This is a genomic window from Pseudoalteromonas aurantia 208, assembly GCF_014858725.1.
GTDB lineage: Bacteria > Pseudomonadota > Gammaproteobacteria > Enterobacterales > Alteromonadaceae > Pseudoalteromonas > Pseudoalteromonas aurantia.
In genome coordinates this window covers 362,509-382,408 of sequence record NZ_AQGV01000013.1, presented here as the reverse complement: position 1 = coordinate 382,408, position 19,900 = coordinate 362,509, and the positions used below count along the sequence as shown (strand labels likewise).

Here is a 19,900-nt window from a genome sequence, read left to right as displayed (position 1 = left end):
TACTAGCATTAATTCAGTTTTATTTGGTTTACCATGAAAATCAGCATGTTTTTATGCGCGTTGGGCGCTTTTTTAGTTGGTTGTTCGTCAACAGGGAAGGTAAGCAATGAGCAACTAAAATATACACAATGGCAACTTACTCATATAGGTAAGGAAGTGATCCCAGACTCGGCTATTTCATTACAGTTTATAGAAGCAATGCAAGTGAACGGCTTTACTGGGTGTAATCGATTTTTTGGTGCTGGTCGCATAGAAAGTGAGCAATTGTTTGTAAGTAATATAGGGATGACTAGAAAGTTTTGCGAAGGGTCAATTAATGAAACGGAACAAATGTTGCTGAACATGCTTGAAATTGGTGTACCGACGAAAATAGAAAATGGAGATTTAATATTAAATGGTCAGCCGCGCTTAAAATTTAAATCTATCGTTGCAGGTTAATCCGTTCTTAAGTAGACTCGTCTCTAATTCGTTACTTGTCGGAGTGCCCATTGGGCTGAGATCGCATTCGTGCGGGATCCGTGAACCTGATCAGGCTAACACCTGCGTAGGGAACAAGCTGCCTGTATTGCAAGCATAAAGTTTGTAGGCTGCCATAAATTATGACACTGTTGAAGTGACATAATTTAGATCTTCTGAGGGCCACCTCATCTCGCTCCTTTATTGGAGTTCTGACAAGACACCTTAAATAATAATGAGGCAAGTCATGTCAAATAATAGTAGCAAACCGTCCCGTCGTGAAACTCGAGCAGCAGCATCTGAGTATATTTATAACTTAACCGGACAACCTTTCCCCAGTTCTCATAAAGTATATGTTGATGGCAGCGCAGCTGGTGTACGTGTTGGTATGCGTGAAATCATTCAATCAGACAGCTTTGTAGGAGGGACAGAAGAAGATCCCATCTATGAGAAAAATGAACCTATTCGTGTTTATGATACATCGGGCCCGTATACCGACCCTGACTTTGAATTGAATGTTCGTGAAGGTCTTCCTAAATTTAGGCAAACTTGGATTGATGCGCGTGAGGATACACAGTGGTTAGACTCTGTTACTTCTCAGTTTTCTCAACAGCGTATGGCTGATGAAGGACTTGATCACCTTCGTTTTGAGCATTTACCAAAAATCCGTTGCGCAAAGCCGGGTAAGAATGTCACGCAGATGTATTATGCACGCCAAGGTATTGTAACACCTGAAATGGAATACGTAGCAATACGCGAAAACATGGGCCGTGCGAAACTACGAGAAGAGATTTTGGCTGAGCAGCATAAGGGTAACTCTTTTGGTGCCTCTATTCCGGAATTTATTACTCCAGAGTTTGTCCGTGATGAAATTGCCCGTGGCCGTGCCATTTTGCCAAATAACATCAATCACCCTGAGTCAGAACCCATGATTGTTGGCCGTAACTTTTTAGTAAAAGTTAATGCGAACATAGGTAATTCTTCGGTGACTTCATCAATTGAAGAAGAGGTAGAGAAATTAGTTTGGTCTACCCGCTGGGGGGCAGATACCGTTATGGATCTATCGACTGGACGTTACATTCATGAAACTCGGGAATGGGTGGTACGCAACTCACCAGTACCAATTGGTACTGTACCTATTTACCAAGCGTTGGAAAAAGTGAATGGCGTTGCTGAAGATCTGACGTGGGAAATTTTCCGCGATACCTTAATAGAGCAAGCTGAGCAAGGCGTAGATTACTTCACTATTCATGCGGGTGTATTGTTACGTTATGTGCCAATGACGGCAAAGCGTGTGACTGGAATTGTATCGCGTGGTGGCTCAATCATGGCGAAGTGGTGTTTAGCGCACCATAAAGAAAACTTCTTATACACGCACTTTGAAGATATTTGTGAAATTATGCAGCAGTACGATGTGTGTTTCTCTTTAGGTGATGGCTTGCGTCCAGGTTCTATTGCTGATGCTAATGATGAAGCACAGTTTTCTGAACTACGTACGTTGGGTGAGCTCACTAAGTTGGCTTGGAAACATGACGTACAGGTGTTCATTGAAGGGCCTGGTCATGTGCCAATGCACATGATAGAAGAGAATATGAAGGAGCAGTTAGAGCATTGCCATGAAGCCCCTTTTTATACCTTAGGTCCATTGACGACTGATATTGCCCCTGGCTATGACCATTTTACTTCAGGAATTGGTGCTGCACAAATCGCATGGTATGGCTGTGCGATGTTGTGTTATGTGACGCCAAAAGAGCACCTTGGCTTACCGAACAAAGAAGACGTAAAAGAAGGCTTGATCACTTATAAAATTGCAGCACATGCTGCTGATTTGGCCAAAGGTCACCCCGGCGCACAGGTACGTGATAATGCACTGTCAAAAGCGCGCTTTGAATTCCGCTGGCACGATCAGTTTAACCTAGGGTTAGACCCTGACCGAGCTCGCCAATACCATGATGAAACTTTGCCGCAAGAGTCCGGAAAAGTGGCACACTTCTGTTCTATGTGTGGGCCTAAGTTTTGCTCAATGAAAATCACTCAAGAAGTACGTGATTATGCAAAAGACTTAGAAGCCCGTGGTATTGATCCGAATAATGTAGGTGATGCCATTGAAATAAAAATGGTCGATGTGGAAGCTGAAATGAAAGCAAAGTCAGATGAATTTAAAAGCACTGGTTCTGAAATTTATCACAAAGCTGTCTAATGCAACACGCTTGATCTGAGGGCGTTTTCCTCACTTTTATCTAATGGCAAGTTATATAGTGTGAAATACGTGATGTAACTTGTCTTGGGTACACCACTGTCACGTGTGAATAGGGCGTTATGATGGGCAAACCAAAAGTTGCGATTTTAGGGTTTGGGCTGGTAGGGCGTGTGGCTGCGCTAATGTTACATGAAAAGTGTCATGTTAGTGTCTACGAAGCCAGCGATGAACATGCCAGTAGTAGTGCTGGTGCATTAGCTGCTGCGATGTTGGCGCCATTGGCTGAGTCAGTCATTTGTGAAACTGATTTGGCAGAGCTAGGTCTTAAATCAATGGCAATGTGGCCAAGTTTGTTAGCGAAGTTACCTGAACCGGTATTTTTTCAGCAAATGGGCACATTAATCGTTGCTCATGCGCAAGATAAAGGCGATCTAAATAGCTTTTCCCAGCGTTTAAAACCCTTAAAAGGTCAGGAAGCACAAGTATTAAACAGCGCATATATTAATGAACTTGAGCCTGAATTGGCAGGGCGGTTTCATCAAGGATTGTATTTACCATGTGAAGGTCAACTTGATAACCTAGCTTTTTATCGGTCGAGCTTTGCTTATTTGCAAAAAAGCGATGTGCAATTTAATTTTAATCATCAGATTGAGCTTTTAACAACGCCAAGTGAGCCCGTGCTTATTGATGGGCAACAGTTTGATTGGGTGATTGATTGTCGAGGACTTGGTGCACAAAATGAATCGGCAGATTTACGCGGTGTTAGAGGGGAGGTTGCACGAGTGCATGCACCAGAGGTTGAACTCAATCGACCGGTGAGATTAATGCATCCCCGCTATCCAATTTATATTGCGCCTAAGCCAAATAATGAGTTTGTGATAGGGGCAACCGAGATTGAATCGCAAGATAATGGCCCTATTACTGTACGTTCAACGCTAGAGTTGTTGTCAGCCGCCTATACCGTACACAGTGGCTTTTCTGAAGCGCGAGTGATAGCTATTAATGCTGGTTTAAGGCCTGCGTTTAGTGATAATAGGCCGCGTGTTGAACACTGTGGTAATGTGATACGTATTAACGGGTTGTATCGCCATGGTTATTTACTTGCACCGGCTTTGGTGTCTGAAGCACTTAGTAAAGGGTTGTTATGAAAGTAGTTTTTAATGGCGAAATGACACAGTTGAACACGCCAAATTTACGTGAATTCATTTTGGGGAAAGGGGCGAAAGAACCTTTTGCTGTGGCGGTTAATGGCGAATTTGTGCCACGTAGCCACTGTGCTGAAATGGTGCTTAAAGCAGGGGATAGCATTGATTTACTGTCCCCTATTCAAGGCGGGTAGATTATGCGTGAGAATACCCCGTTAACTATTTATGGAGAAACATTCTCTAATCGTTTGCTGATAGGCTCTGCGCTGTATCCATCACCCAAAATTATGCAAGAGTCAATTGTCGCGGCTGGTTCGGAAATAGTGACTGTGTCATTGCGTCGACAAAATTCGGTTGCTGCTGGAGAGGACTTTTGGCAGTTGATCAAAGATACAGGGTTGACTGTGTTGCCTAATACCGCAGGGTGCCACAGTGTAAAAGAAGTCGTGACCTTGGCGAAGATGTGTCGAGAAGTGTTTGTAACCGATTGGATAAAGTTAGAATTGATTGGCGATGAATATAATCTACAGCCTGATCCAATTGCTTTGTTAGAGGCCACTGAAATATTATTAAACGATGGGTTTAAAGTACTACCTTATTGCACCGATGATTTGGTCCTGTGTCAACGTTTAGCAGCATTAGGTTGTGAGGTGCTGATGCCGTGGGGCGCGCCAATTGGGACTGGCAAGGGGTTGTTAAATCCTTATAACCTAAAAACCATTCGCGAACGCTTGCCAGATATGACCTTGATTGTGGATGCCGGACTCGGTCTGCCCTCTCACGCTTGCCAAGCGTTAGAAATGGGGTACGATGCTGTGCTATTAAATTCAGCAATAGCTGGGGCTGGTTGCCCGGTATCGATGGCGAAGGCCTTTTCTCATGCCGTTAGTGCAGGACGCAGTGCTTATTTAGCACAAGCGATGCCAGAAAAAGAAGTGGCAGCGCCTTCTACGCCCACGATGGGTATGCCATTTTGGCATCAGTAGTTATTGTATAAACTCGTAACTATAAATACTGAATGTGAATAATTTTAAGGAGTCTTTGTGGCTGATGTTGTATGGAGTATAGCTGGATCTGATTCTGGCGGAGGCGCTGGTATTCAAGCTGATATTAAGGCAATGCAAAGTTTTAATGTGCATGCTTGTACTGTGATAACGGCGTTGACGGCACAAAATAGTTTAGGGGTTGAAGCGCTCAATGCCATGTCAACCGATGTCATTGAATCCCAGCTACAAGCACTTATTCATGATATGCCAGCCAAAGTGATTAAAATTGGTATGTTGGCAAACGTTCAACAAATTCAATTGGTTGCTGAGCATTTGAGTCATTATAAGCAAACATGGTCAGAGCCGCCGATTGTTGTTTATGATCCGGTAGCAATCGCCACCAGTGGTGATTTATTAACAGAAGAAGATACGGTTGATGCGCTGAAAACCCACTTATTGCCTTTGGTTGATGTGATCACACCGAATACCCATGAAACACAGCTTCTTACCGGCGTGTACTTAATCGGCCCCAGTGCGGTAAAAGAAGCGGCAAAAAAGTTACAGTCTTTTGGGGTTAAATCGGTTGTTATTAAAGGTGGGCATTGGGACTTCCCTAAAGGGTACTGTGTCGATTTTGCTGTGTCAGCTGAACAAGAAGAGTATTGGCTAGGTAATGAAGCAGTTGTGACGCCACACACTCACGGTACTGGTTGTAGCCTTGCATCTTCTCTTGCAGCATGCTTAGCCAAAGGCTACCCACTTAAAGATGCGTTTATTTTGGGTAAAGCCTATATCAACAAGGGGCTGCATTTTGGTAGGCGCTATGGTGAAGGTATAGGGCCTGTTGCTCATACGTCTTTTCCTGAAGAGTTACAGTACTTTCCGCAAGTAATAGAAGCCGGAAGCTGGCTAGGTGATGAACTTGAGTTGGAAACACCCTCTGAATTTAACTTTTCAGCTGGGTTTGCCAGTACCGGAGGAGAATTAGGCTTATATGCTGTCGTTGATACGCTCGATTGGGTTGAAAAGTGTCTGGCTGCGGGTGTACCAACAGTGCAATTACGCGTTAAAGACGCTCAGTCGCCGACCTTAGAACAGGATATTGAAACTGCGATTGCCTTAGGCAAAAAATATCAAGGGCGTGTCTTTATTAATGATCATTGGCAGTTAGCTATTCAGCACGGCGCATATGGTGTGCATTTAGGTCAAGAGGACTTAGGCAAAGCCAATTTAGCAGCCATTCAGGGCGCTGGGCTGTGCTTAGGTGTATCAACGCACGGCTTTTATGAAATGGTTCGTGCGCATAACTATAGGCCAAGCTATTTAGCGTTTGGCGCTATTTACCCGACGACGACTAAAGATATGACGGGCCAAATTCAAGGCTTAGAAAAGTTACAGCACTTTGTGCCACTGATGCGTGCTACATATCCAACGGTTGCAATTGGGGGGATAGATTTAACGCGTGCTGCACAAGTTGCCGATACTGGAGTGGGTAGTGTCGCTGTGGTAAGAGCCATTACTGAAGCAGATGACTATGAAACGGCTATCTCGCAATTACAAGTTATGATCAATGGTTGAACCTAGCAAAGGTGCTCCCTCTTCTTTGAGCGATGAACCACTGGTATTAACAGAGAAAGAGCAGATCCGTTATAGCCGACATTTACTGCTCAGTGAAGTAGGGATGCAAGGGCAATTAAAATTAAAAAATGCACATGTCTGTGTTGTCGGCTGTGGTGGGTTAGGTAGCCCAGCCCTATTGTATTTGGCCGCAGCTGGGATTGGGAAATTAACCTTTATTGATGACGATGAAGTGGATTTATCTAATTTACAGCGGCAAATTTTATACAAGATAAATCACTTAGGGCAGAGAAAAGCAACAGCCGCGAGTAAAGTGTTGGCCAGTTTGAATAACCAAATTGATTTGCAGCCCGTTCATGTACGCATTGATAGGCATAATATCATGCAACATTTAAGTTCAGCAGATATTGTGCTTGATTGTAGTGACAATTATCAAACACGTTATTTGTTGAATCACTTTTGCCAAGCACAAAAAGCCGTATTAATCTCGGGGGCGGCAATTGGGACGCATGGGCAAGTCATGTGTTTTGATTTTAGGCAACCATCGCCATGCTACGCGTGTATATTTCCGCAAAGAGATGAGGAAGCACCGCTTAATTGTGATAATTTTGGTGTATTAGGGCCATTGCTGGGTATGATAGGGTCGATGCAAGCGCTTTCTGCCGTGAATGTGTTGTTGGGACATGTTTCAGGTAGCAGTATGCGTCAAGTGGATGGGATGAGCCTCTCTGTACGAGAGTTTAAGCTGCATACGGATCCTGAGTGCCATCATTGTAGGCATATATAATCAACGATAATACTAGAATACAAAAAAGCCTGCGTTATGCAGGCTTTTCGCTGAGGCCGAATTTCGCGCGGAATTTACACTTTTTGCGCAAATGGCGTGCCCATACGAGTGGTTGTTTCAGGTAACTCACCTTCTAAGAAGTCAGCTTCATTTGCACCCCAAGCTAAAATAACCGTTGAGCCTAATTTAAAGCGACCCATTTCTTCGCCTTTTTTCAAATGAACGGCATTGGTGCCGCTTTCAGGGTAATCCCAGCTAAATACATCTTTACCAGCTGGTGGTGTGACAGTACCCGCCCAAATGGTTTCAATGCTGGCTACTATTGTTGCGCCAACTAACACCATGGCCAGTGGACCCATGGCTGTATCAAAAATGGCCACAACACGTTCATTGCGCGCAAACAAATTTGGGACATTTTGGGCGGTGAGTGGGTTGACTGAAAACAGATCGCCTGGCACATAAATCATGCGCTTAAGTACACCATCAACCGGCATGTGAATGCGGTGGTAATCTTTTGGAGCAAGGTAAATACAAGCAAATTTACCCCCTAAAAAAGGCGAGACATCGTCTTCTTTACCACCAAGCAAGGTTTGTAGGCTGTAATCGTGTCCTTTGGCTTGAATAATTTGTCCATCAACGACATCACCTAATTGGCTAATGGCACCATCAACCGGATGAGCAACGATATGTTCATCTTCTGCAAGGGGACGGATCCCCGGCTTTAATGGGCGAGTAAAAAATTCATTGAAGGTTTTATAATGAGCGGGATCTTCATATAACGCTTCACGCATATTAATTTTGTATTGTTTTATAAAAAGCTTAATTAACTGTGTGGTTAATGCGCCCGCTTGTGCTGCTGCAAGTTTACCGACAAGGCGTGATATGGCATGCTTTGGCATGGCATATTGCATGGCAATTTTAAATTTATCCAAGTTCACTTTACGATTCCTAAAAAATTTGAATTAGTCTAACATACTTTTAGTTTACGCTTAGACGCGCGGTGCTCTCGCGCCTGCTCGGCCATCAGCCATGGACTCAAGTATGCGATGATAGCTATCAAAACGTAATTGGCTAATTTTTCCTTGCTCAACCGCTTCAATTAACAAGCAACCTGGGTCGTTCAAATGTTTACAGTCTCTAAAGCGGCACCCGCCGATATACTCTCTAAACTCTTTAAAGCAAAAAGTCACACGCTCAACATCGAGGTGCCATAAACCAAATTCACGAATACCCGGTGAATCAATGAGGTTACCGCCAGATGGTAGGTGGTGAAGTCGAGATACGGTCGTGGTGTGTTGGCCCAGCCCGCTATTTTCAGAGACTTGTTTCGTCAGAATGTCTGCATTGGGTAAAACCGTGTTCACTAAAGTCGACTTACCCACACCCGATTGGCCAACAAAAATACTGTTTTTATCTACAAGCTGCTGTTTTAATTCATCAATACCTTGCTTTGACTTATTGCTTACCAACAAAACTTTATATCCTAAACCTCGATAAATATCGAGTACTTCTTCGATATGTTGCAGCCCTTCGTCATCTAGCAAGTCAATTTTATTGAGCACTAAAATTGGTTCAATACCCATATCTTCACAGGCGACCAAATAACGATCGATAATTTGTGGTGTAAACTCAGGCAGGACAGCAGAGACCATGAGTATTTGGTCGATGTTTGCTGCGACAACTTTGATCCCATCGTAAAAGTCGGGGCGAGTGAGCTGGCTACGGCGTTCTTCTGTTGCTTCAATCACGCCAGCTAAATCACCTTCACTGACTTTTGCGCGCCGGAATATCACTTCGTCGCCGCACACTAAGTTCGAGACTGTACGACGAATATTACAACGCAATACTTCCCCGTTAATAGTTTCAATATCGGCATGTTGACCAAAACGGCTAAGTACCACTGCATTTTCAGTCGGGCCTAGGTTGTCGGCCTGCCATGCGGTCTCTGTTATGTCTGCTTTTTGCTGTTTAGCTTTGTGCAAACGTTTTTGATGGTTGGCACTGATCCGTCTGGATTGGCCTTTACTGAGTTTCTTTTGTTTTGCCATGTTCACTTTGATCTTTCGTTCAATAAAAGGAAATTTGTTTAAATTTGCCTATTAATGTACTGTTTGTTTTGTGAGCCGCATGTAATTGGTCTATAACTCAATTAAATGCCCCGCTTTTTAAAAAAAAGCTTTAGGTCAACTGATGAAGCTAATATGATATATGTTATTGCACTGGATCTAAAGGAAAGTACCGCTAAGGTAGTTTATGTCTTTGAATGAATCAAATTTGATTTGGCTTGATCTCGAAATGACGGGGTTAGAACCAAAAACAGATAAAATACTAGAAATAGCCACAGTAATCACTGATGGTGATTTAAATATATTGGCCGAAGGGCCAGTAATCGCCATTCATCAAAGTGATGAACTTCTTGATGGTATGGATGAGTGGTGTACTAATCAGCACGGCCGTTCAGGGTTAACTGCGCGTTGTAAAGCGAGTCAGTTTTCTGAAGAAGATGCGATTAAACAAACATTAGACTTTTTGAAAGCATGGGTGCCACCAGCGAAGTCACCTATGTGTGGGAACTCCATAGGCCAAGATCGTCGTTTTTTGAATAAATATATGCCAGAACTAGAGGCTTATTTCCATTACCGTAATTTGGATGTGAGTACGGTAAAAGAATTAGCAAGACGTTGGAAGCCTGAATTGTTGAAAGATGTGACCAAAAAAAGTTCACATCTTGCTTTGGATGACATCAAAGATTCTATTATGGAATTGAAGGTGTATCAGCAAAAATTCTTTAATCTGTAAAAAAACGCTTGCAAAGCTTTTTTTATCTTGTAGAATCCTGCCCCGCTTAAGACGAGAAGCCTAGTGGGGTTTTTCTTACCAATCTTAAGTTGTAAGTTTTAATGCGGCACTAGCTCAGTTGGTAGAGCGCGACCTTGCCAAGGTCGAGGTCACGAGTTCGAGCCTCGTGTGCCGCTCCAATTTCAAATTTTATCTGACTTTTTCAGATCTGCAATGCGGCACTAGCTCAGTTGGTAGAGCGCGACCTTGCCAAGGTCGAGGTCACGAGTTCGAGCCTCGTGTGCCGCTCCAAATTAAAATTTACTCATTGTGATGCGGCACTAGCTCAGTTGGTAGAGCGCGACCTTGCCAAGGTCGAGGTCACGAGTTCGAGCCTCGTGTGCCGCTCCAATTTCAAATTTTATCTGACTTTTTCAGATCTGCAATGCGGCACTAGCTCAGTTGGTAGAGCGCGACCTTGCCAAGGTCGAGGTCACGAGTTCGAGCCTCGTGTGCCGCTCCAATTTCAAATTTTATCTGACTTTTTCAGATCTGCAATGCGGCACTAGCTCAGTTGGTAGAGCGCGACCTTGCCAAGGTCGAGGTCACGAGTTCGAGCCTCGTGTGCCGCTCCAATTTCAAATTTTATCTGACTTTTTCAGATCTGCAATGCGGCACTAGCTCAGTTGGTAGAGCGCGACCTTGCCAAGGTCGAGGTCACGAGTTCGAGCCTCGTGTGCCGCTCCAAATTTCCTTGTATTATATTATCTTTCTTTAAATTGTTAATTCCCTAAAAAACCCTATTGCGTATTTTTCAAACTACGCGTAGAATACGCGCTCATTTCGGCTATCATATTTAGTTCCTTGCCTTACCCCGACTGGCCGAAACGGGACAAGGCTATATTAACCGTAAGGAATATCCATGCGTCATTACGAAATCGTATTCATGGTTCACCCAGATCAAAGTGAGCAAGTACCTGGTATGATCGAGCGTTATACTGGTTCTATCACTGAAGCTGGTGGCACTATTCACCGTCTTGAAGACTGGGGCCGTCGTCAATTGGCATACCCAATCGAAAAGCTTCATAAAGCACACTATGTTCTTATGAACGTTGAAGCAACAACTGAAGTAATCAGCGAGCTTGAAACTTCTTTCCGCTACAACGATGCAGTACTTCGTAACTTAGTTATGCGTACTAAAACTGCTGTAACTGAAGCATCTCCTCTTGTAAGAGAAGAGAAAAAAGAAGCAGCTACTGCTTAATCGTTATTGACTCTGGATATTGACTGAGGGTTTGCGGTGCAACAACAGGCTGACCTGTATACAAATCAATATGTGCTTTCGGGCATGATTTGTAAAACACCCAAATTTAGTCAAAGTCCTGCTGGTATTCCACATTGCATTTTTGTTCTTGAACATAAATCAATGCAAGTTGAAGCAGAGCTTAACCGTAATAGTTATGTTCGACTTCAAGTGGTTGCAAGTGGGGAAACATTCCAGGATCAAACTCAGCATTTATACGTTGGGCAAGCAATACAGGTACGCGGTTTTTTAAACCGACACGAAAGCCGAAACGGTTTGAGTCAACTTGTATTACATGCACAACATATTGAAAGAATTAATTGAGGAATTACTCATGGCACGTTATTTCAGACGTCGTAAGTTCTGCCGTTTTAAAGCGGAAGGCGTACAACAAATCGATTATAAAGATCTAGCTACTCTTAGAAACTATGTAACAGAAAGTGGCAAAATCGTACCTAGCCGTATTACAGGTACAAGCGCTAAATACCAGCGCCAGCTAGCAACTGCTATCAAGCGTGCTCGCTACTTAGCCCTTCTTCCATACACTGACTTACATAAGTAAGCAGCTGATTAACAGTTTTTAAAAGGTGTAGAGACATGCAAGTTATTCTACTAGACAAGATCGCTAACCTAGGTGGCCTAGGTGACCAGGTTGCAGTTAAATCTGGCTTCGCACGTAACTTCTTATTCCCGAAAGGTAGAGCAGTTCCTGCGACTAAAGCAAATATCGAAACTTTCGAAGCACGTCGTGCTGAATTAGAAGCGAAAATCGCTGAAGGGTTAGTGGCTGCTCAAGCACGCGCTGACAAACTAGAAGCATTAGCAGAAGTTACTTTAGTATCTAAAGCTGGTGACGAAGGTAAGCTATTCGGTTCTATCGGTACTCGCGACATCGCTGAAGCGATTTCGGCTGTTGGTGTTGAAGTTGCTAAATCAGAAGTTCGTCTACCTCTTGGTACTATCCGTGAGACTGGCGAATTTGACGTTGCAATCGCAGTACACTCAGACGTAACCGCTACTATTAAAGTAATCGTTATTGCTGAAGCTTAATACTTATTAAGCAAAGCCGTGCACGCCTGTGTACGGCTTTTTAATGACTACCCCTCTGAAAAATAAAAACAATTCATATTTTCAGTGTAAAAATCGGTTGATATAACAACAATAAGATTAATACACAGGATGTACATAACCAACCACCCAAGTTCATAAAGTCGTATTTTTTGTTCACGATGTTGATGTCTATTTGAACAAGATCTGATTTTTAAATAGTCGCTGTATGTGATAATTTGGTTAATAAATAAGTATTAACTATTTGTAACTCAGTCTATACTATCTGTTCCTGTAATTGGTTTTATGACAGCGTTATCATTTGTTTTTGGAGTTTTTGTGCAATTACGTTTATCAAAAGGGTTTACCTTAACTGAGTTACTTATCTCAGTATTGATAGTGGCTGTGCTTGGTAGTTTAGCTATGCCATCTTATTTTGAATATGTGCAAGAAAGTCGGCGCTCAGAAGCGCAACAAAAGATGTTGCAAGTGGCTGCATTATTAGAGCGTATATACTCTAGAAATGGCGGGTACCCTGATTCATCACAATTTAACATTACTTTGACGACGCAAGGTTACAACTTTAAATACCTTAACCAGGATAAACCGCAAGATGGAGGGAATTTTCGCAGCCGCGCATTTACTCTTTCTGCAGTCGCAATTGTGGGAGGGCCGCAAATTACAGATCGGTGTGGCACTTTAACACTTAATCATCAAGGGATGAAAGGAGCAGTATCAGATGACTGTTGGTAACAAGAGAGGAAACAAAGGGTTCACATTGATTGAACTCATTATTGCTCTTGGGATCATTGCAATTTTATCGGTGTTGGCTGTGCCATCTTTTACGAAACAGGTAAAGCAAGATAGGTTGATTAACAGTGTTAATCAGCTAAGTGTAGTCTATAAGTTTGCGCGAAGTGAAGCGGTTAAGAGCGTCGAAACAATCACTTTATCTAGAAGTGATAATAGCTGGCTGGTACAGGCGACACGAGATGGACAGGTGGTCACATTAAAGCGCTTTGATCCACTGCATGCAACCATTGAAATCGATTTAGTAGATCGTATTGTGCGCTCTACAGGGGAACTTAATTTGGCGAGTAATATCTTAGTATCAGACAAAGATGACTCAACGGCTGATTTTCGTTTGTGTATTTTACAAAGTGGACAAAGCTGGGTTGGTAAGGCTGTTAATAATTGCGCATGAGAAAAAATGGTTTTTCACTTTTAGAAGTTATGGTGTCCATGCTTGTTGCTGGGCTTGCTTTGCTGGGACTGGCTGCAACACAGCTTAAATCTTTGCAATTTGCAAACAATAGTTTTGATTACACCATGTCTTTAGTGCAAGGGCAAAATGCCATTGAACGTTTATGGGTTAGGGCATGTCGATTACAGCTAGGCACTTTGTTATTAAGCGATGAAAATTTACAAACTTGGTTGGGCCCAGATCCTTCATTGACCTATCATTACTCTATCACTTTGCCTGATACATATGCCAATGAAATGCAAGTTACAGTGAGTTGGCAAGATAAACGTACTGACAATGAGTTTAAAGAAAATAATAATATACAAGATCAGATCACACTCAATGCAAGTTATATCACCCTTGATCCAGGGTGTACTCCTTTGTGATGAAAGTACATGGCTATACCTTACTTGAATTAATGGTCGCGATGGCTGCGGGTATGTTTTTATTAGCCGGGGTAAGTATGTCATACTCTGCTATTAAGAGTACCATCGTAGTGACCCAAGAGCTTTCGCATGCACAGGAGGTCGTCCGTTATACCAGTCAAGTGTTTACGAGAAGCATAAAGCAAACAAATATTCTCCCTCGCATTGAAAATAATGGTTCCGAGCTGCACATAGATCAAGATGCGCAAATCCTCTCATGCCAAGGCACTATTCCAGCTAGCGCGTATACTGAGCTATATACCTTGAATGAGGGTTATCTTGTGTGCTCGGTAACGTTAACTGGCAACCCAGCTTCAGTACCGGTTAACTTGTTACGAGGTGTACAAGCACTCAATTTTACGAGCTCAGATAGCGGGTTATTAATCAAAGTGACTGTAATACCAGATAATGTACCAATACAGTTTGCTAATGGCATTGATATTGATATCGCGGTGACGCGCATGATAATGGCGGATTTTTAGTGAGCTTCATAAATCATAAGCAGCACGGGTTTACACTCATCAAAGTGATGTTATTGAGTACCATGGCGAGTGTGGTGGTGTTTGGCGCTTTACAAGAAGCAATTGTTCAAGAGCGTCTCACTGGTAACTTTCAAAAAGATTTAAATGCACGGCTACTTGCAGAGAAAGGCGTTTTCGATAGTGCGACAGCGATTAAAGAGGCTATAAAAAAAGACTCGAGTCTGACAATGGAAGATTTGTTAACTCAGTTTGGCACCCAAACTGGAGTCGGTGGACTCAAAGGGGGTGATGCACAATATAATGCACTCATTACTAACCCTGAAGACAGCATTGTTGAAATTAGCAGTCATGGCTTTCGCTATCATGAAGACGCAAGCAGTTATTTAGTTGCACAGTTTGATTATATCCCCGCAGAAAATGAATCTCCATTTGCTAATGCAGTGACTGGGTGTAAAGGCGTTAATCTATCTGGTAGTGGGTCGGTAGATAGTTATGATTCATCACAAGGCACTTATGAGCAGACAAAAACAAATAATGGTGACGTTAATACGGTTATAGGGGATTCTGATGTTGTTATTAATGGTCACTCTCCCATTAAAGGAGATGTTAAAGCCTCAGGGATTGTATATTTAAAAGGTTCTTCACCTGTTATAGGGAATGTTCAGTCTAATACTGGCGTTGATATCTCATCTGGTGGAGGTCTGCGAGTTGAGGGGAATGTACTTTCCCGTGGCTTTGTGACGCATCGAGGTGGCAGTATATCCGGATATGTTCGAGCACATGGTGATGTCACTATGAACTGGGGAAGTGATATTCTAAACTCGATAACGCCTACAGAACTTGATATTCGCTATGGTGGCACAGGCATCTTTCAAACGGGCAGCGCTTTTGAGCAAAATAGTGTCCATTACTCCGATGATATTTATCAATTTGACCCAACTCAAGAAACCGTTGTTGAACCGGTTAAAGTGTACGATCCAACGTCACCAGATTATGACCCTGACAATCCTGATAAAGAATGTGATCCACTTGCCCTACCTTTAAATATGCCCAATGTAATGGGTGATACCAGTACGTATTTAGATTTTTCAGTGGGACCACAGGAAGAGTATACATTTACACCACAGCGTGGATATTTTACTAAAAGTGCAACTGATAAAGGATTTTGGAGTTCAAAAGTGCATGATATTTACATTTTTGACATGACGAAACAAAGTCATGGTTATTCTGATGTAGATAATGAATATGTTTTTGGAATGAAAAACTTTAGCCTTGGAAGTAATGGTAAAATTGTTGTCGACGCGGGCAATAATGGAGGTGATGTAATTTGGTTAGTCGATGGTGATTTTACATTATCGGGGAATACCAGCATCACTATTGCAAAAGATACAACCTTAACGGTATTTGTTACGGGTAAGGCAAAATTTGGCGCCAGTGCAAAGGTCATTACGGAACAAGAAGGCGTGGCGAAGACAGGGCATATGGTGTTTAGTATGTACTCTTCATTTGTCGGAGCTGATGGAATTATCGTCAATGGCGCCTCAGATATGTATGCGTCTATTTATGCACCTCTTACTTCAATTAAGTTATCTGGTAGTGGTCAGTTGTATGGCTCGGTACGAGGTGCCGTGATCAACTCATCAGGAGGCAGTGGCGTGCATTTTGATGAAGCATTAAAGCACGTTAAAATTGGCGCAGGTCAAACAGGAGGAGAAGGAAAACTCGAGTTTAAAGGTTGGTTTTATCGACACCCGGCAGCATTACCAAATCAGTAGCTCAAACCTTAAAGTTAGAAGGCTTTAACCGTTTTATATTTCTATTTATTCAGTTTTTTTCAAAAAAATTCATTTCATTTAAACCTTTTCTAACCCATTTGGCGTCTTACTTTATAACTTGAAAGTTATATTGGTTTATATCAAGCTAGGCTTAATATAAAAAAGGAACACGAGAATGTTAATTGATGCCCATCAGGCATTTGCGAAAACATCGGATGAAAGTGCCTGCGAGGAGTTAATAGGCCGAGTGCAGCAAGGTGATCAAGCTGCATTTGCTCAGCTGTATGCCCAACACAACCGACGAGTATATGCATTGTGTCTGCGGTTATTAGCCGATCGACATTACGCCGAAGATGTAACGCAAGAAGTATTTGTGCAGCTTTGGTATAAAATATCGCAATTTAAAGGTCAGTCAAAATTTACAACTTGGTTGCACAGTGTGACCAGCAACATTGCTATTAGCTATTTGAGAAAACACAAACACTGGCTACAAAAAGTAGTGAGTATTGAAAAATCAGGTATGGATGAAACTAGTATCACACTGTGTAAGGGGCTCAATGGGCTTGATAAGTTAGTGCTAAGGCTGCCAGAGCGAGCAAGGCTGGTATTTGTTTTACATGCAGTTGAAGGATATCGACATGAAGAGATTTCAACCATGTTAGGAATGGCGATAGGTTCTAGTAAATCACAATATCATCGGGCGAGAAAATTACTACAGGAGTGGTATGAGAATGAGTAAACCAGAATTTGATCATTTTATTGAACGCTCCCTCGCACAACCAAGTGAGATTCAGCCTGAAAAAGATTTATGGCCAGGCATAGAGCATGCAATAGGTAAACCTATTACAGATCAAAAACCTCATAATATCTGGCCAAAAGTATCCGGCGTAGCGGCATGCTTTATTGTGGCATTGGTTACTTGGCAGGCTGTTATGGTCCAACCAAAACATGATGCAATGGCATCAATGACGCACTTCTTTGATCAGCAAAAGCAAACTTTGCTTGTTCAATATGAGCAACAACCAGCATTGGTAACCGGTTGGCAAATACAGTTACAAGAGTTAGAAAATGCGGAATTGGCGATTAAACAAGCCTTGGAGAATGACCCGCAAAATGCCGCATTATTAAAAATGTTGGCTCAAGTATATCAGCAGCAATTAGATTTAATAAACAAGGTGCATACACCACGTTGGCAACAAATTTAGGAGAATAATATGAAATATACATTAGTAAGTTTAGCAATGTTGCCGTTATCGGTATTTGCTGGAGATAAAATTAATGAGCAAATTAATATACCCAATGGCGGCAAGGTACTGATTGAAAATCAACGAGGTGATGTGACAATTAATTCATGGGACCAAGATGTATTTAAAGTAACGGGCACACTTGATGATAAGGCACTTGGGTTTTCACTTGAAACACAGGGTACGGTCACTGAGTTTATTGTCAAAATGCCAAAGCTGAACCGAGGTTGGAACCACGGGAGTGGACAAGGTTCTAACTTAAAGATTTATATGCCAAAAAACAGTGAGTTGAGCTTTGAAGGCGTGAATGTTGATGTGTCTGCATCCAATTTGATCGCAGGTGCACAAATAAAGACAGTTAACGGCAGTGTCAAAGCGGATAAATTAACGGGCAAAGTTTCTTTGGAAACCGTCAATGGAGATGTCGATGCGACAGATCTATCTGGAAATATTCGCTACGAAACGGTTAACGGAGAAATTGAAGATAGAAACTCGCAAGGCAAGCTACGCTTTAATGCGGTTAATGGTGACATCGAAAGTACCACTAGCGCGACAGAGATTCGCTTAGAAAATGTGAATGGGGAAGTTGATTTAAATATCAAAGAGTTGAATGAATTACGTTTGAATACCGTCAATGGAGAAATAGATATTCGTGTTGCAAAAATGGGCGATAATGCCAGCATGAATATGGACACTGTCAGTGGAGATGTTCGGTTGTTTTTCCCACAAGATGTTTCTGCACGTTTCGACATAGATGCGCATTCAGGTGGGCATATCGTCAATGGATTAAGTTCTGACAAAGTTAAGAGAGCCAAATATGGCCCCTCTAGAGAACTCGAGTTTTCAATTAATGGTGGTCGTGCTGACGTAGAAGTTGATACTGTTAGCGGGCGAATTGAACTTAAGAAAAACTGATCAATGGTGCCGCTATGCGGTGGATAGCGGCACATCACTTAAATCTTAATCACATCTGGTGATTATTCCTTTGCAGTTATCACGCTAAGAGATAAAATAGCCCTCTTATTTGTAAAAGATGTAGTGCTATGGCCAAACCAGATCTCCAAGTCGATTCGTTAAAAGTTCCTCCTCACTCTATTGAAGCTGAGCAGTCTGTGCTTGGGGGATTAATGCTCGATAATCAGGCATTTGATAGAGTTGCTGAGCATGTGGTGGCACAAGACTTTTATACCCGCACACACAAGCTGATTTTTGAAGCGATGGAAAAGCTGGTTGAATTAAGTGAGCCCATTGACTTAATTACTATTTCTGAGAATTTAGAGAAAAATAATCAGCTAGCTATGGTTGGCGGGTTTGCTTACTTGGCTGAGATTGCAAAAAATACCCCCAGCGCTGCAAATATCGATGCGTATGCCAATATTGTTCGTGAGCGTGCGGTAGTTAGAGAGATGATTGGCGTTGCAAATGAAATTGCTGAGGCGGGCTTTAATCCGGAAGGACGAGATAGTCACGAACTATTAGACCTGGCTGAAAGCAAAGTATTTAAAATAGCCGAGCAGAGAACAAAAAGCAGTGAAGGACCACAAAGCCTACATAATATACTTGAAAAAACCGTTGATAAAATTGAAGAGCTTTACCAATCTCCGCAAGATGGTATTACAGGGGTGAGTTCCGGCTATACCGATTTAGATAAAATGACAACCGGCCTGCAGCCATCAGATTTAATTATAGTTGCAGCTCGTCCATCTATGGGTAAAACGACATTTGCCATGAACTTGGCTGAACATGCAGCAATGACACAAGATAAACCTGTGTTGATTTATTCACTCGAGATGCCGTCAGAACAGATCATGATGAGGATGTTGGCTTCATTAGGACGAATTAATCAAACGAAAGTACGTACAGGTCAGCTTGATGATGATGATTGGGCAAGATTATCGTCTACCATGGGGTTACTTATGGAGAAAGGCAAAATGTATGTGGATGATGCGTCAGGTTTGACACCGACAGACGTACGTTCTCGAGCACGACGTATTGCCCGTGACCACGGTGGTATTAGTATGATTATGGTTGATTATTTACAGCTGATGCGGGTGCCTTCTCTATCAGATAACCGTACTTTAGAAATTGCTGAAATCTCTCGCTCCTTAAAGGCGTTAGCCAAAGAGCTACAATGTCCGGTGGTGGCGCTATCACAGCTGAACCGTACACTAGAGCAACGGGCAGATAAACGACCGATTAACTCAGATTTACGTGAATCAGGGTCCATAGAGCAGGATGCGGATTTAATCATGTTCATTTATCGCGATGAAGTTTATAACGAGGACAGTATGGATAAAGGGGTGGCTGAAATCATTATTGGTAAGCAGCGTAATGGGCCTATTGGTAAGGTTAGGTTAACATTCCAAGGGCAATACTCTCGGTTCGATAACTACACAGGTCCTGCTGTTGATGATGAGTATTAAGTAGGCCCGGCGCTATTGAGTGAGATGT

At 42.5% G+C, this 19,900-nt stretch carries 23 protein-coding genes, 6 tRNA genes and 1 riboswitch; of the genes, 27 read left to right on the top strand and 2 right to left on the bottom strand.

Features of this window, described 5'->3' with window-relative positions:
* Window positions 1-33 precede the first annotated feature (33 nt).
* The 7 genes from PAUR_RS16900 to PAUR_RS16870 all read left to right on the top strand — a co-directional run bounded on the left by PAUR_RS16900 (window position 34) and on the right by PAUR_RS16870 (window position 7,152).
* Window positions 34-438 carry an META domain-containing protein gene (locus PAUR_RS16900; protein WP_192508904.1) on the top strand — a complete coding sequence of 135 codons (405 nt, stop codon included), beginning with the start codon at window positions 34-36 and terminating at the stop codon, window positions 436-438.
* A gap of 29 nt (window positions 439-467) precedes the next feature.
* Window positions 468-568, top strand: a riboswitch (TPP riboswitch).
* 135 nt (window positions 569-703) lie between these two features.
* The gene (thiC, locus tag PAUR_RS16895) at window positions 704-2,656 is read left to right on the top strand and encodes a phosphomethylpyrimidine synthase ThiC (protein WP_225738463.1); all 1,953 of its coding nucleotides are present in this window, start codon (window positions 704-706) and stop codon (window positions 2,654-2,656) included.
* Window positions 2,657-2,775: 119 nt separating this feature from the next.
* The gene (locus PAUR_RS16890; RefSeq protein WP_192508903.1) at window positions 2,776-3,804 is read left to right on the top strand and encodes an FAD-dependent oxidoreductase; all 1,029 of its coding nucleotides are present in this window, start codon (window positions 2,776-2,778) and stop codon (window positions 3,802-3,804) included.
* Window positions 3,801-3,995, top strand: a complete 195-nt coding sequence (gene thiS, locus PAUR_RS16885) for a sulfur carrier protein ThiS (RefSeq protein WP_192508902.1) — start codon at window positions 3,801-3,803, stop codon at window positions 3,993-3,995. The genes PAUR_RS16890 and thiS overlap by 4 nt, the downstream gene beginning before the upstream one ends.
* A gap of 3 nt (window positions 3,996-3,998) precedes the next feature.
* Window positions 3,999-4,787 carry a thiazole synthase gene (locus PAUR_RS16880; RefSeq protein WP_192508901.1) on the top strand — a complete coding sequence of 263 codons (789 nt, stop codon included), beginning with the start codon at window positions 3,999-4,001 and terminating at the stop codon, window positions 4,785-4,787.
* A gap of 57 nt (window positions 4,788-4,844) precedes the next feature.
* Window positions 4,845-6,365, top strand: coding sequence for a thiamine phosphate synthase (thiE, locus tag PAUR_RS16875; RefSeq protein WP_192508900.1), 1,521 nt, complete (start codon window positions 4,845-4,847; stop codon window positions 6,363-6,365).
* Complete coding sequence (locus PAUR_RS16870; protein ID WP_192508899.1) at window positions 6,358-7,152, top strand: HesA/MoeB/ThiF family protein; 795 nt, start codon at window positions 6,358-6,360, stop codon at window positions 7,150-7,152. The genes thiE and PAUR_RS16870 overlap by 8 nt, the downstream gene beginning before the upstream one ends.
* 74 nt (window positions 7,153-7,226) lie before the next feature.
* Here PAUR_RS16870 and asd read toward each other — a convergent pair whose 3' ends face one another.
* Both asd and rsgA read right to left on the bottom strand, forming a co-directional pair.
* Window positions 7,227-8,090: an archaetidylserine decarboxylase gene (gene asd, locus PAUR_RS16865; protein WP_192508898.1), complete on the bottom strand. Its 864-nt coding sequence runs from the start codon at window positions 8,088-8,090 to the stop codon at window positions 7,227-7,229.
* A gap of 51 nt (window positions 8,091-8,141) precedes the next feature.
* A complete protein-coding gene (gene rsgA / locus PAUR_RS16860) occupies window positions 8,142-9,200 on the bottom strand; it encodes a small ribosomal subunit biogenesis GTPase RsgA (RefSeq protein ID WP_192508897.1) in 1,059 nt (352 codons plus the stop codon).
* Window positions 9,201-9,405: 205 nt separating this feature from the next.
* On the opposite strand from rsgA, the gene orn reads away from it, so the two are divergent.
* From orn to dnaB, 20 genes are all read left to right on the top strand, one after another.
* Entirely contained in the window at window positions 9,406-9,951 is a 546-nt protein-coding gene (gene orn, locus PAUR_RS16855) for an oligoribonuclease (protein WP_192508896.1), read from the top strand.
* Between the two features lie 103 nt (window positions 9,952-10,054).
* A tRNA-Gly gene (locus PAUR_RS16850) sits at window positions 10,055-10,130 on the top strand.
* A gap of 36 nt (window positions 10,131-10,166) precedes the next feature.
* Window positions 10,167-10,242, top strand: a tRNA-Gly gene (locus tag PAUR_RS16845).
* Window positions 10,243-10,265: 23 nt separating this feature from the next.
* Window positions 10,266-10,341, top strand: a tRNA-Gly gene (locus tag PAUR_RS16840).
* A 36-nt stretch (window positions 10,342-10,377) separates the two neighbouring features.
* Window positions 10,378-10,453: transfer RNA gene (locus tag PAUR_RS16835), tRNA-Gly, on the top strand.
* A 36-nt stretch (window positions 10,454-10,489) separates the two neighbouring features.
* Window positions 10,490-10,565 (top strand) — tRNA-Gly (locus tag PAUR_RS16830).
* 36 nt (window positions 10,566-10,601) lie between these two features.
* A tRNA-Gly gene (locus tag PAUR_RS16825) sits at window positions 10,602-10,677 on the top strand.
* Between the two features lie 175 nt (window positions 10,678-10,852).
* Window positions 10,853-11,194: a 30S ribosomal protein S6 gene (gene rpsF, locus PAUR_RS16820; RefSeq protein WP_138591187.1), complete on the top strand. Its 342-nt coding sequence runs from the start codon at window positions 10,853-10,855 to the stop codon at window positions 11,192-11,194.
* Between the two features lie 36 nt (window positions 11,195-11,230).
* Window positions 11,231-11,557 (top strand): primosomal replication protein N, encoded by a 327-nt coding sequence (priB, locus tag PAUR_RS16815; RefSeq protein ID WP_192508895.1) that lies wholly within the window; start codon window positions 11,231-11,233, stop codon window positions 11,555-11,557.
* Window positions 11,558-11,567: 10 nt separating this feature from the next.
* Complete coding sequence (gene rpsR / locus PAUR_RS16810) at window positions 11,568-11,795, top strand: 30S ribosomal protein S18 (protein ID WP_002962753.1); 228 nt, start codon at window positions 11,568-11,570, stop codon at window positions 11,793-11,795.
* A 35-nt stretch (window positions 11,796-11,830) separates the two neighbouring features.
* On the top strand, window positions 11,831-12,283 hold the full coding sequence (rplI, locus tag PAUR_RS16805) for a 50S ribosomal protein L9 (RefSeq protein WP_192508894.1): 453 nt from the start codon (window positions 11,831-11,833) through the stop codon (window positions 12,281-12,283).
* 336 nt (window positions 12,284-12,619) lie between these two features.
* Complete coding sequence (locus PAUR_RS16800) at window positions 12,620-13,033, top strand: type IV pilin protein (RefSeq protein ID WP_318782627.1); 414 nt, start codon at window positions 12,620-12,622, stop codon at window positions 13,031-13,033.
* Window positions 13,020-13,484, top strand: a complete 465-nt coding sequence (locus PAUR_RS16795; RefSeq protein WP_192508892.1) for a GspH/FimT family pseudopilin — start codon at window positions 13,020-13,022, stop codon at window positions 13,482-13,484. Before PAUR_RS16800 ends, PAUR_RS16795 begins: the two co-directional genes overlap by 14 nt.
* A complete protein-coding gene (locus PAUR_RS16790) occupies window positions 13,481-13,909 on the top strand; it encodes a type IV pilus modification PilV family protein (RefSeq protein ID WP_247670930.1) in 429 nt (142 codons plus the stop codon). The genes PAUR_RS16795 and PAUR_RS16790 overlap by 4 nt, the downstream gene beginning before the upstream one ends.
* Complete coding sequence (locus PAUR_RS16785; protein ID WP_192508977.1) at window positions 13,909-14,430, top strand: PilW family protein; 522 nt, start codon at window positions 13,909-13,911, stop codon at window positions 14,428-14,430. The genes PAUR_RS16790 and PAUR_RS16785 overlap by 1 nt, the downstream gene beginning before the upstream one ends.
* The gene (locus PAUR_RS16780; RefSeq protein WP_318782626.1) at window positions 14,430-16,205 is read left to right on the top strand and encodes a polymer-forming cytoskeletal protein; all 1,776 of its coding nucleotides are present in this window, start codon (window positions 14,430-14,432) and stop codon (window positions 16,203-16,205) included. Before PAUR_RS16785 ends, PAUR_RS16780 begins: the two co-directional genes overlap by 1 nt.
* Before the next feature lie 175 nt (window positions 16,206-16,380).
* The gene (locus PAUR_RS16775) at window positions 16,381-16,944 is read left to right on the top strand and encodes an RNA polymerase sigma factor (protein ID WP_192508890.1); all 564 of its coding nucleotides are present in this window, start codon (window positions 16,381-16,383) and stop codon (window positions 16,942-16,944) included.
* A complete protein-coding gene (locus tag PAUR_RS16770; RefSeq protein WP_192508889.1) occupies window positions 16,937-17,410 on the top strand; it encodes a hypothetical protein in 474 nt (157 codons plus the stop codon). Before PAUR_RS16775 ends, PAUR_RS16770 begins: the two co-directional genes overlap by 8 nt.
* 9 nt (window positions 17,411-17,419) lie before the next feature.
* On the top strand, window positions 17,420-18,364 hold the full coding sequence (locus tag PAUR_RS16765; RefSeq protein WP_192508888.1) for a DUF4097 family beta strand repeat-containing protein: 945 nt from the start codon (window positions 17,420-17,422) through the stop codon (window positions 18,362-18,364).
* A gap of 128 nt (window positions 18,365-18,492) precedes the next feature.
* A complete protein-coding gene (gene dnaB / locus PAUR_RS16760) occupies window positions 18,493-19,872 on the top strand; it encodes a replicative DNA helicase (RefSeq protein WP_010365611.1) in 1,380 nt (459 codons plus the stop codon).
* Window positions 19,873-19,900: the final 28 nt, after the last annotated feature.

What these genes read in the sequence shown, in the direction of transcription:
- rpsF (WP_138591187.1), top strand. Translation starts at nt 10,853, where the DNA reads ATGCGTCATTACGAAATCGTATTCATGGTTCACCCAGATCAAAGTGAG.
- PAUR_RS16795 (WP_192508892.1), top strand. Translation starts at nt 13,020, where the DNA reads ATGACTGTTGGTAACAAGAGAGGAAACAAAGGGTTCACATTGATTGAA.
- PAUR_RS16790 (WP_247670930.1), top strand. Translation starts at nt 13,481, where the DNA reads ATGAGAAAAAATGGTTTTTCACTTTTAGAAGTTATGGTGTCCATGCTT.
- PAUR_RS16870 (WP_192508899.1), top strand. Translation starts at nt 6,358, where the DNA reads ATGGTTGAACCTAGCAAAGGTGCTCCCTCTTCTTTGAGCGATGAACCA.
- PAUR_RS16785 (WP_192508977.1), top strand. Translation starts at nt 13,909, where the DNA reads ATGAAAGTACATGGCTATACCTTACTTGAATTAATGGTCGCGATGGCT.
- PAUR_RS16775 (WP_192508890.1), top strand. Translation starts at nt 16,381, where the DNA reads ATGTTAATTGATGCCCATCAGGCATTTGCGAAAACATCGGATGAAAGT.
- dnaB (WP_010365611.1), top strand. Translation starts at nt 18,493, where the DNA reads ATGGCCAAACCAGATCTCCAAGTCGATTCGTTAAAAGTTCCTCCTCAC.
- PAUR_RS16900 (WP_192508904.1), top strand. Translation starts at nt 34, where the DNA reads ATGAAAATCAGCATGTTTTTATGCGCGTTGGGCGCTTTTTTAGTTGGT.
- orn (WP_192508896.1), top strand. Translation starts at nt 9,406, where the DNA reads ATGTCTTTGAATGAATCAAATTTGATTTGGCTTGATCTCGAAATGACG.
- PAUR_RS16765 (WP_192508888.1), top strand. Translation starts at nt 17,420, where the DNA reads ATGAAATATACATTAGTAAGTTTAGCAATGTTGCCGTTATCGGTATTT.
- PAUR_RS16770 (WP_192508889.1), top strand. Translation starts at nt 16,937, where the DNA reads ATGAGTAAACCAGAATTTGATCATTTTATTGAACGCTCCCTCGCACAA.
- thiC (WP_225738463.1), top strand. Translation starts at nt 704, where the DNA reads ATGTCAAATAATAGTAGCAAACCGTCCCGTCGTGAAACTCGAGCAGCA.
- rsgA (WP_192508897.1), bottom strand. Translation starts at nt 9,200, where the DNA reads ATGGCAAAACAAAAGAAACTCAGTAAAGGCCAATCCAGACGGATCAGT.
- rpsR (WP_002962753.1), top strand. Translation starts at nt 11,568, where the DNA reads ATGGCACGTTATTTCAGACGTCGTAAGTTCTGCCGTTTTAAAGCGGAA.
- thiS (WP_192508902.1), top strand. Translation starts at nt 3,801, where the DNA reads ATGAAAGTAGTTTTTAATGGCGAAATGACACAGTTGAACACGCCAAAT.
- PAUR_RS16880 (WP_192508901.1), top strand. Translation starts at nt 3,999, where the DNA reads ATGCGTGAGAATACCCCGTTAACTATTTATGGAGAAACATTCTCTAAT.
- PAUR_RS16890 (WP_192508903.1), top strand. Translation starts at nt 2,776, where the DNA reads ATGATGGGCAAACCAAAAGTTGCGATTTTAGGGTTTGGGCTGGTAGGG.
- rplI (WP_192508894.1), top strand. Translation starts at nt 11,831, where the DNA reads ATGCAAGTTATTCTACTAGACAAGATCGCTAACCTAGGTGGCCTAGGT.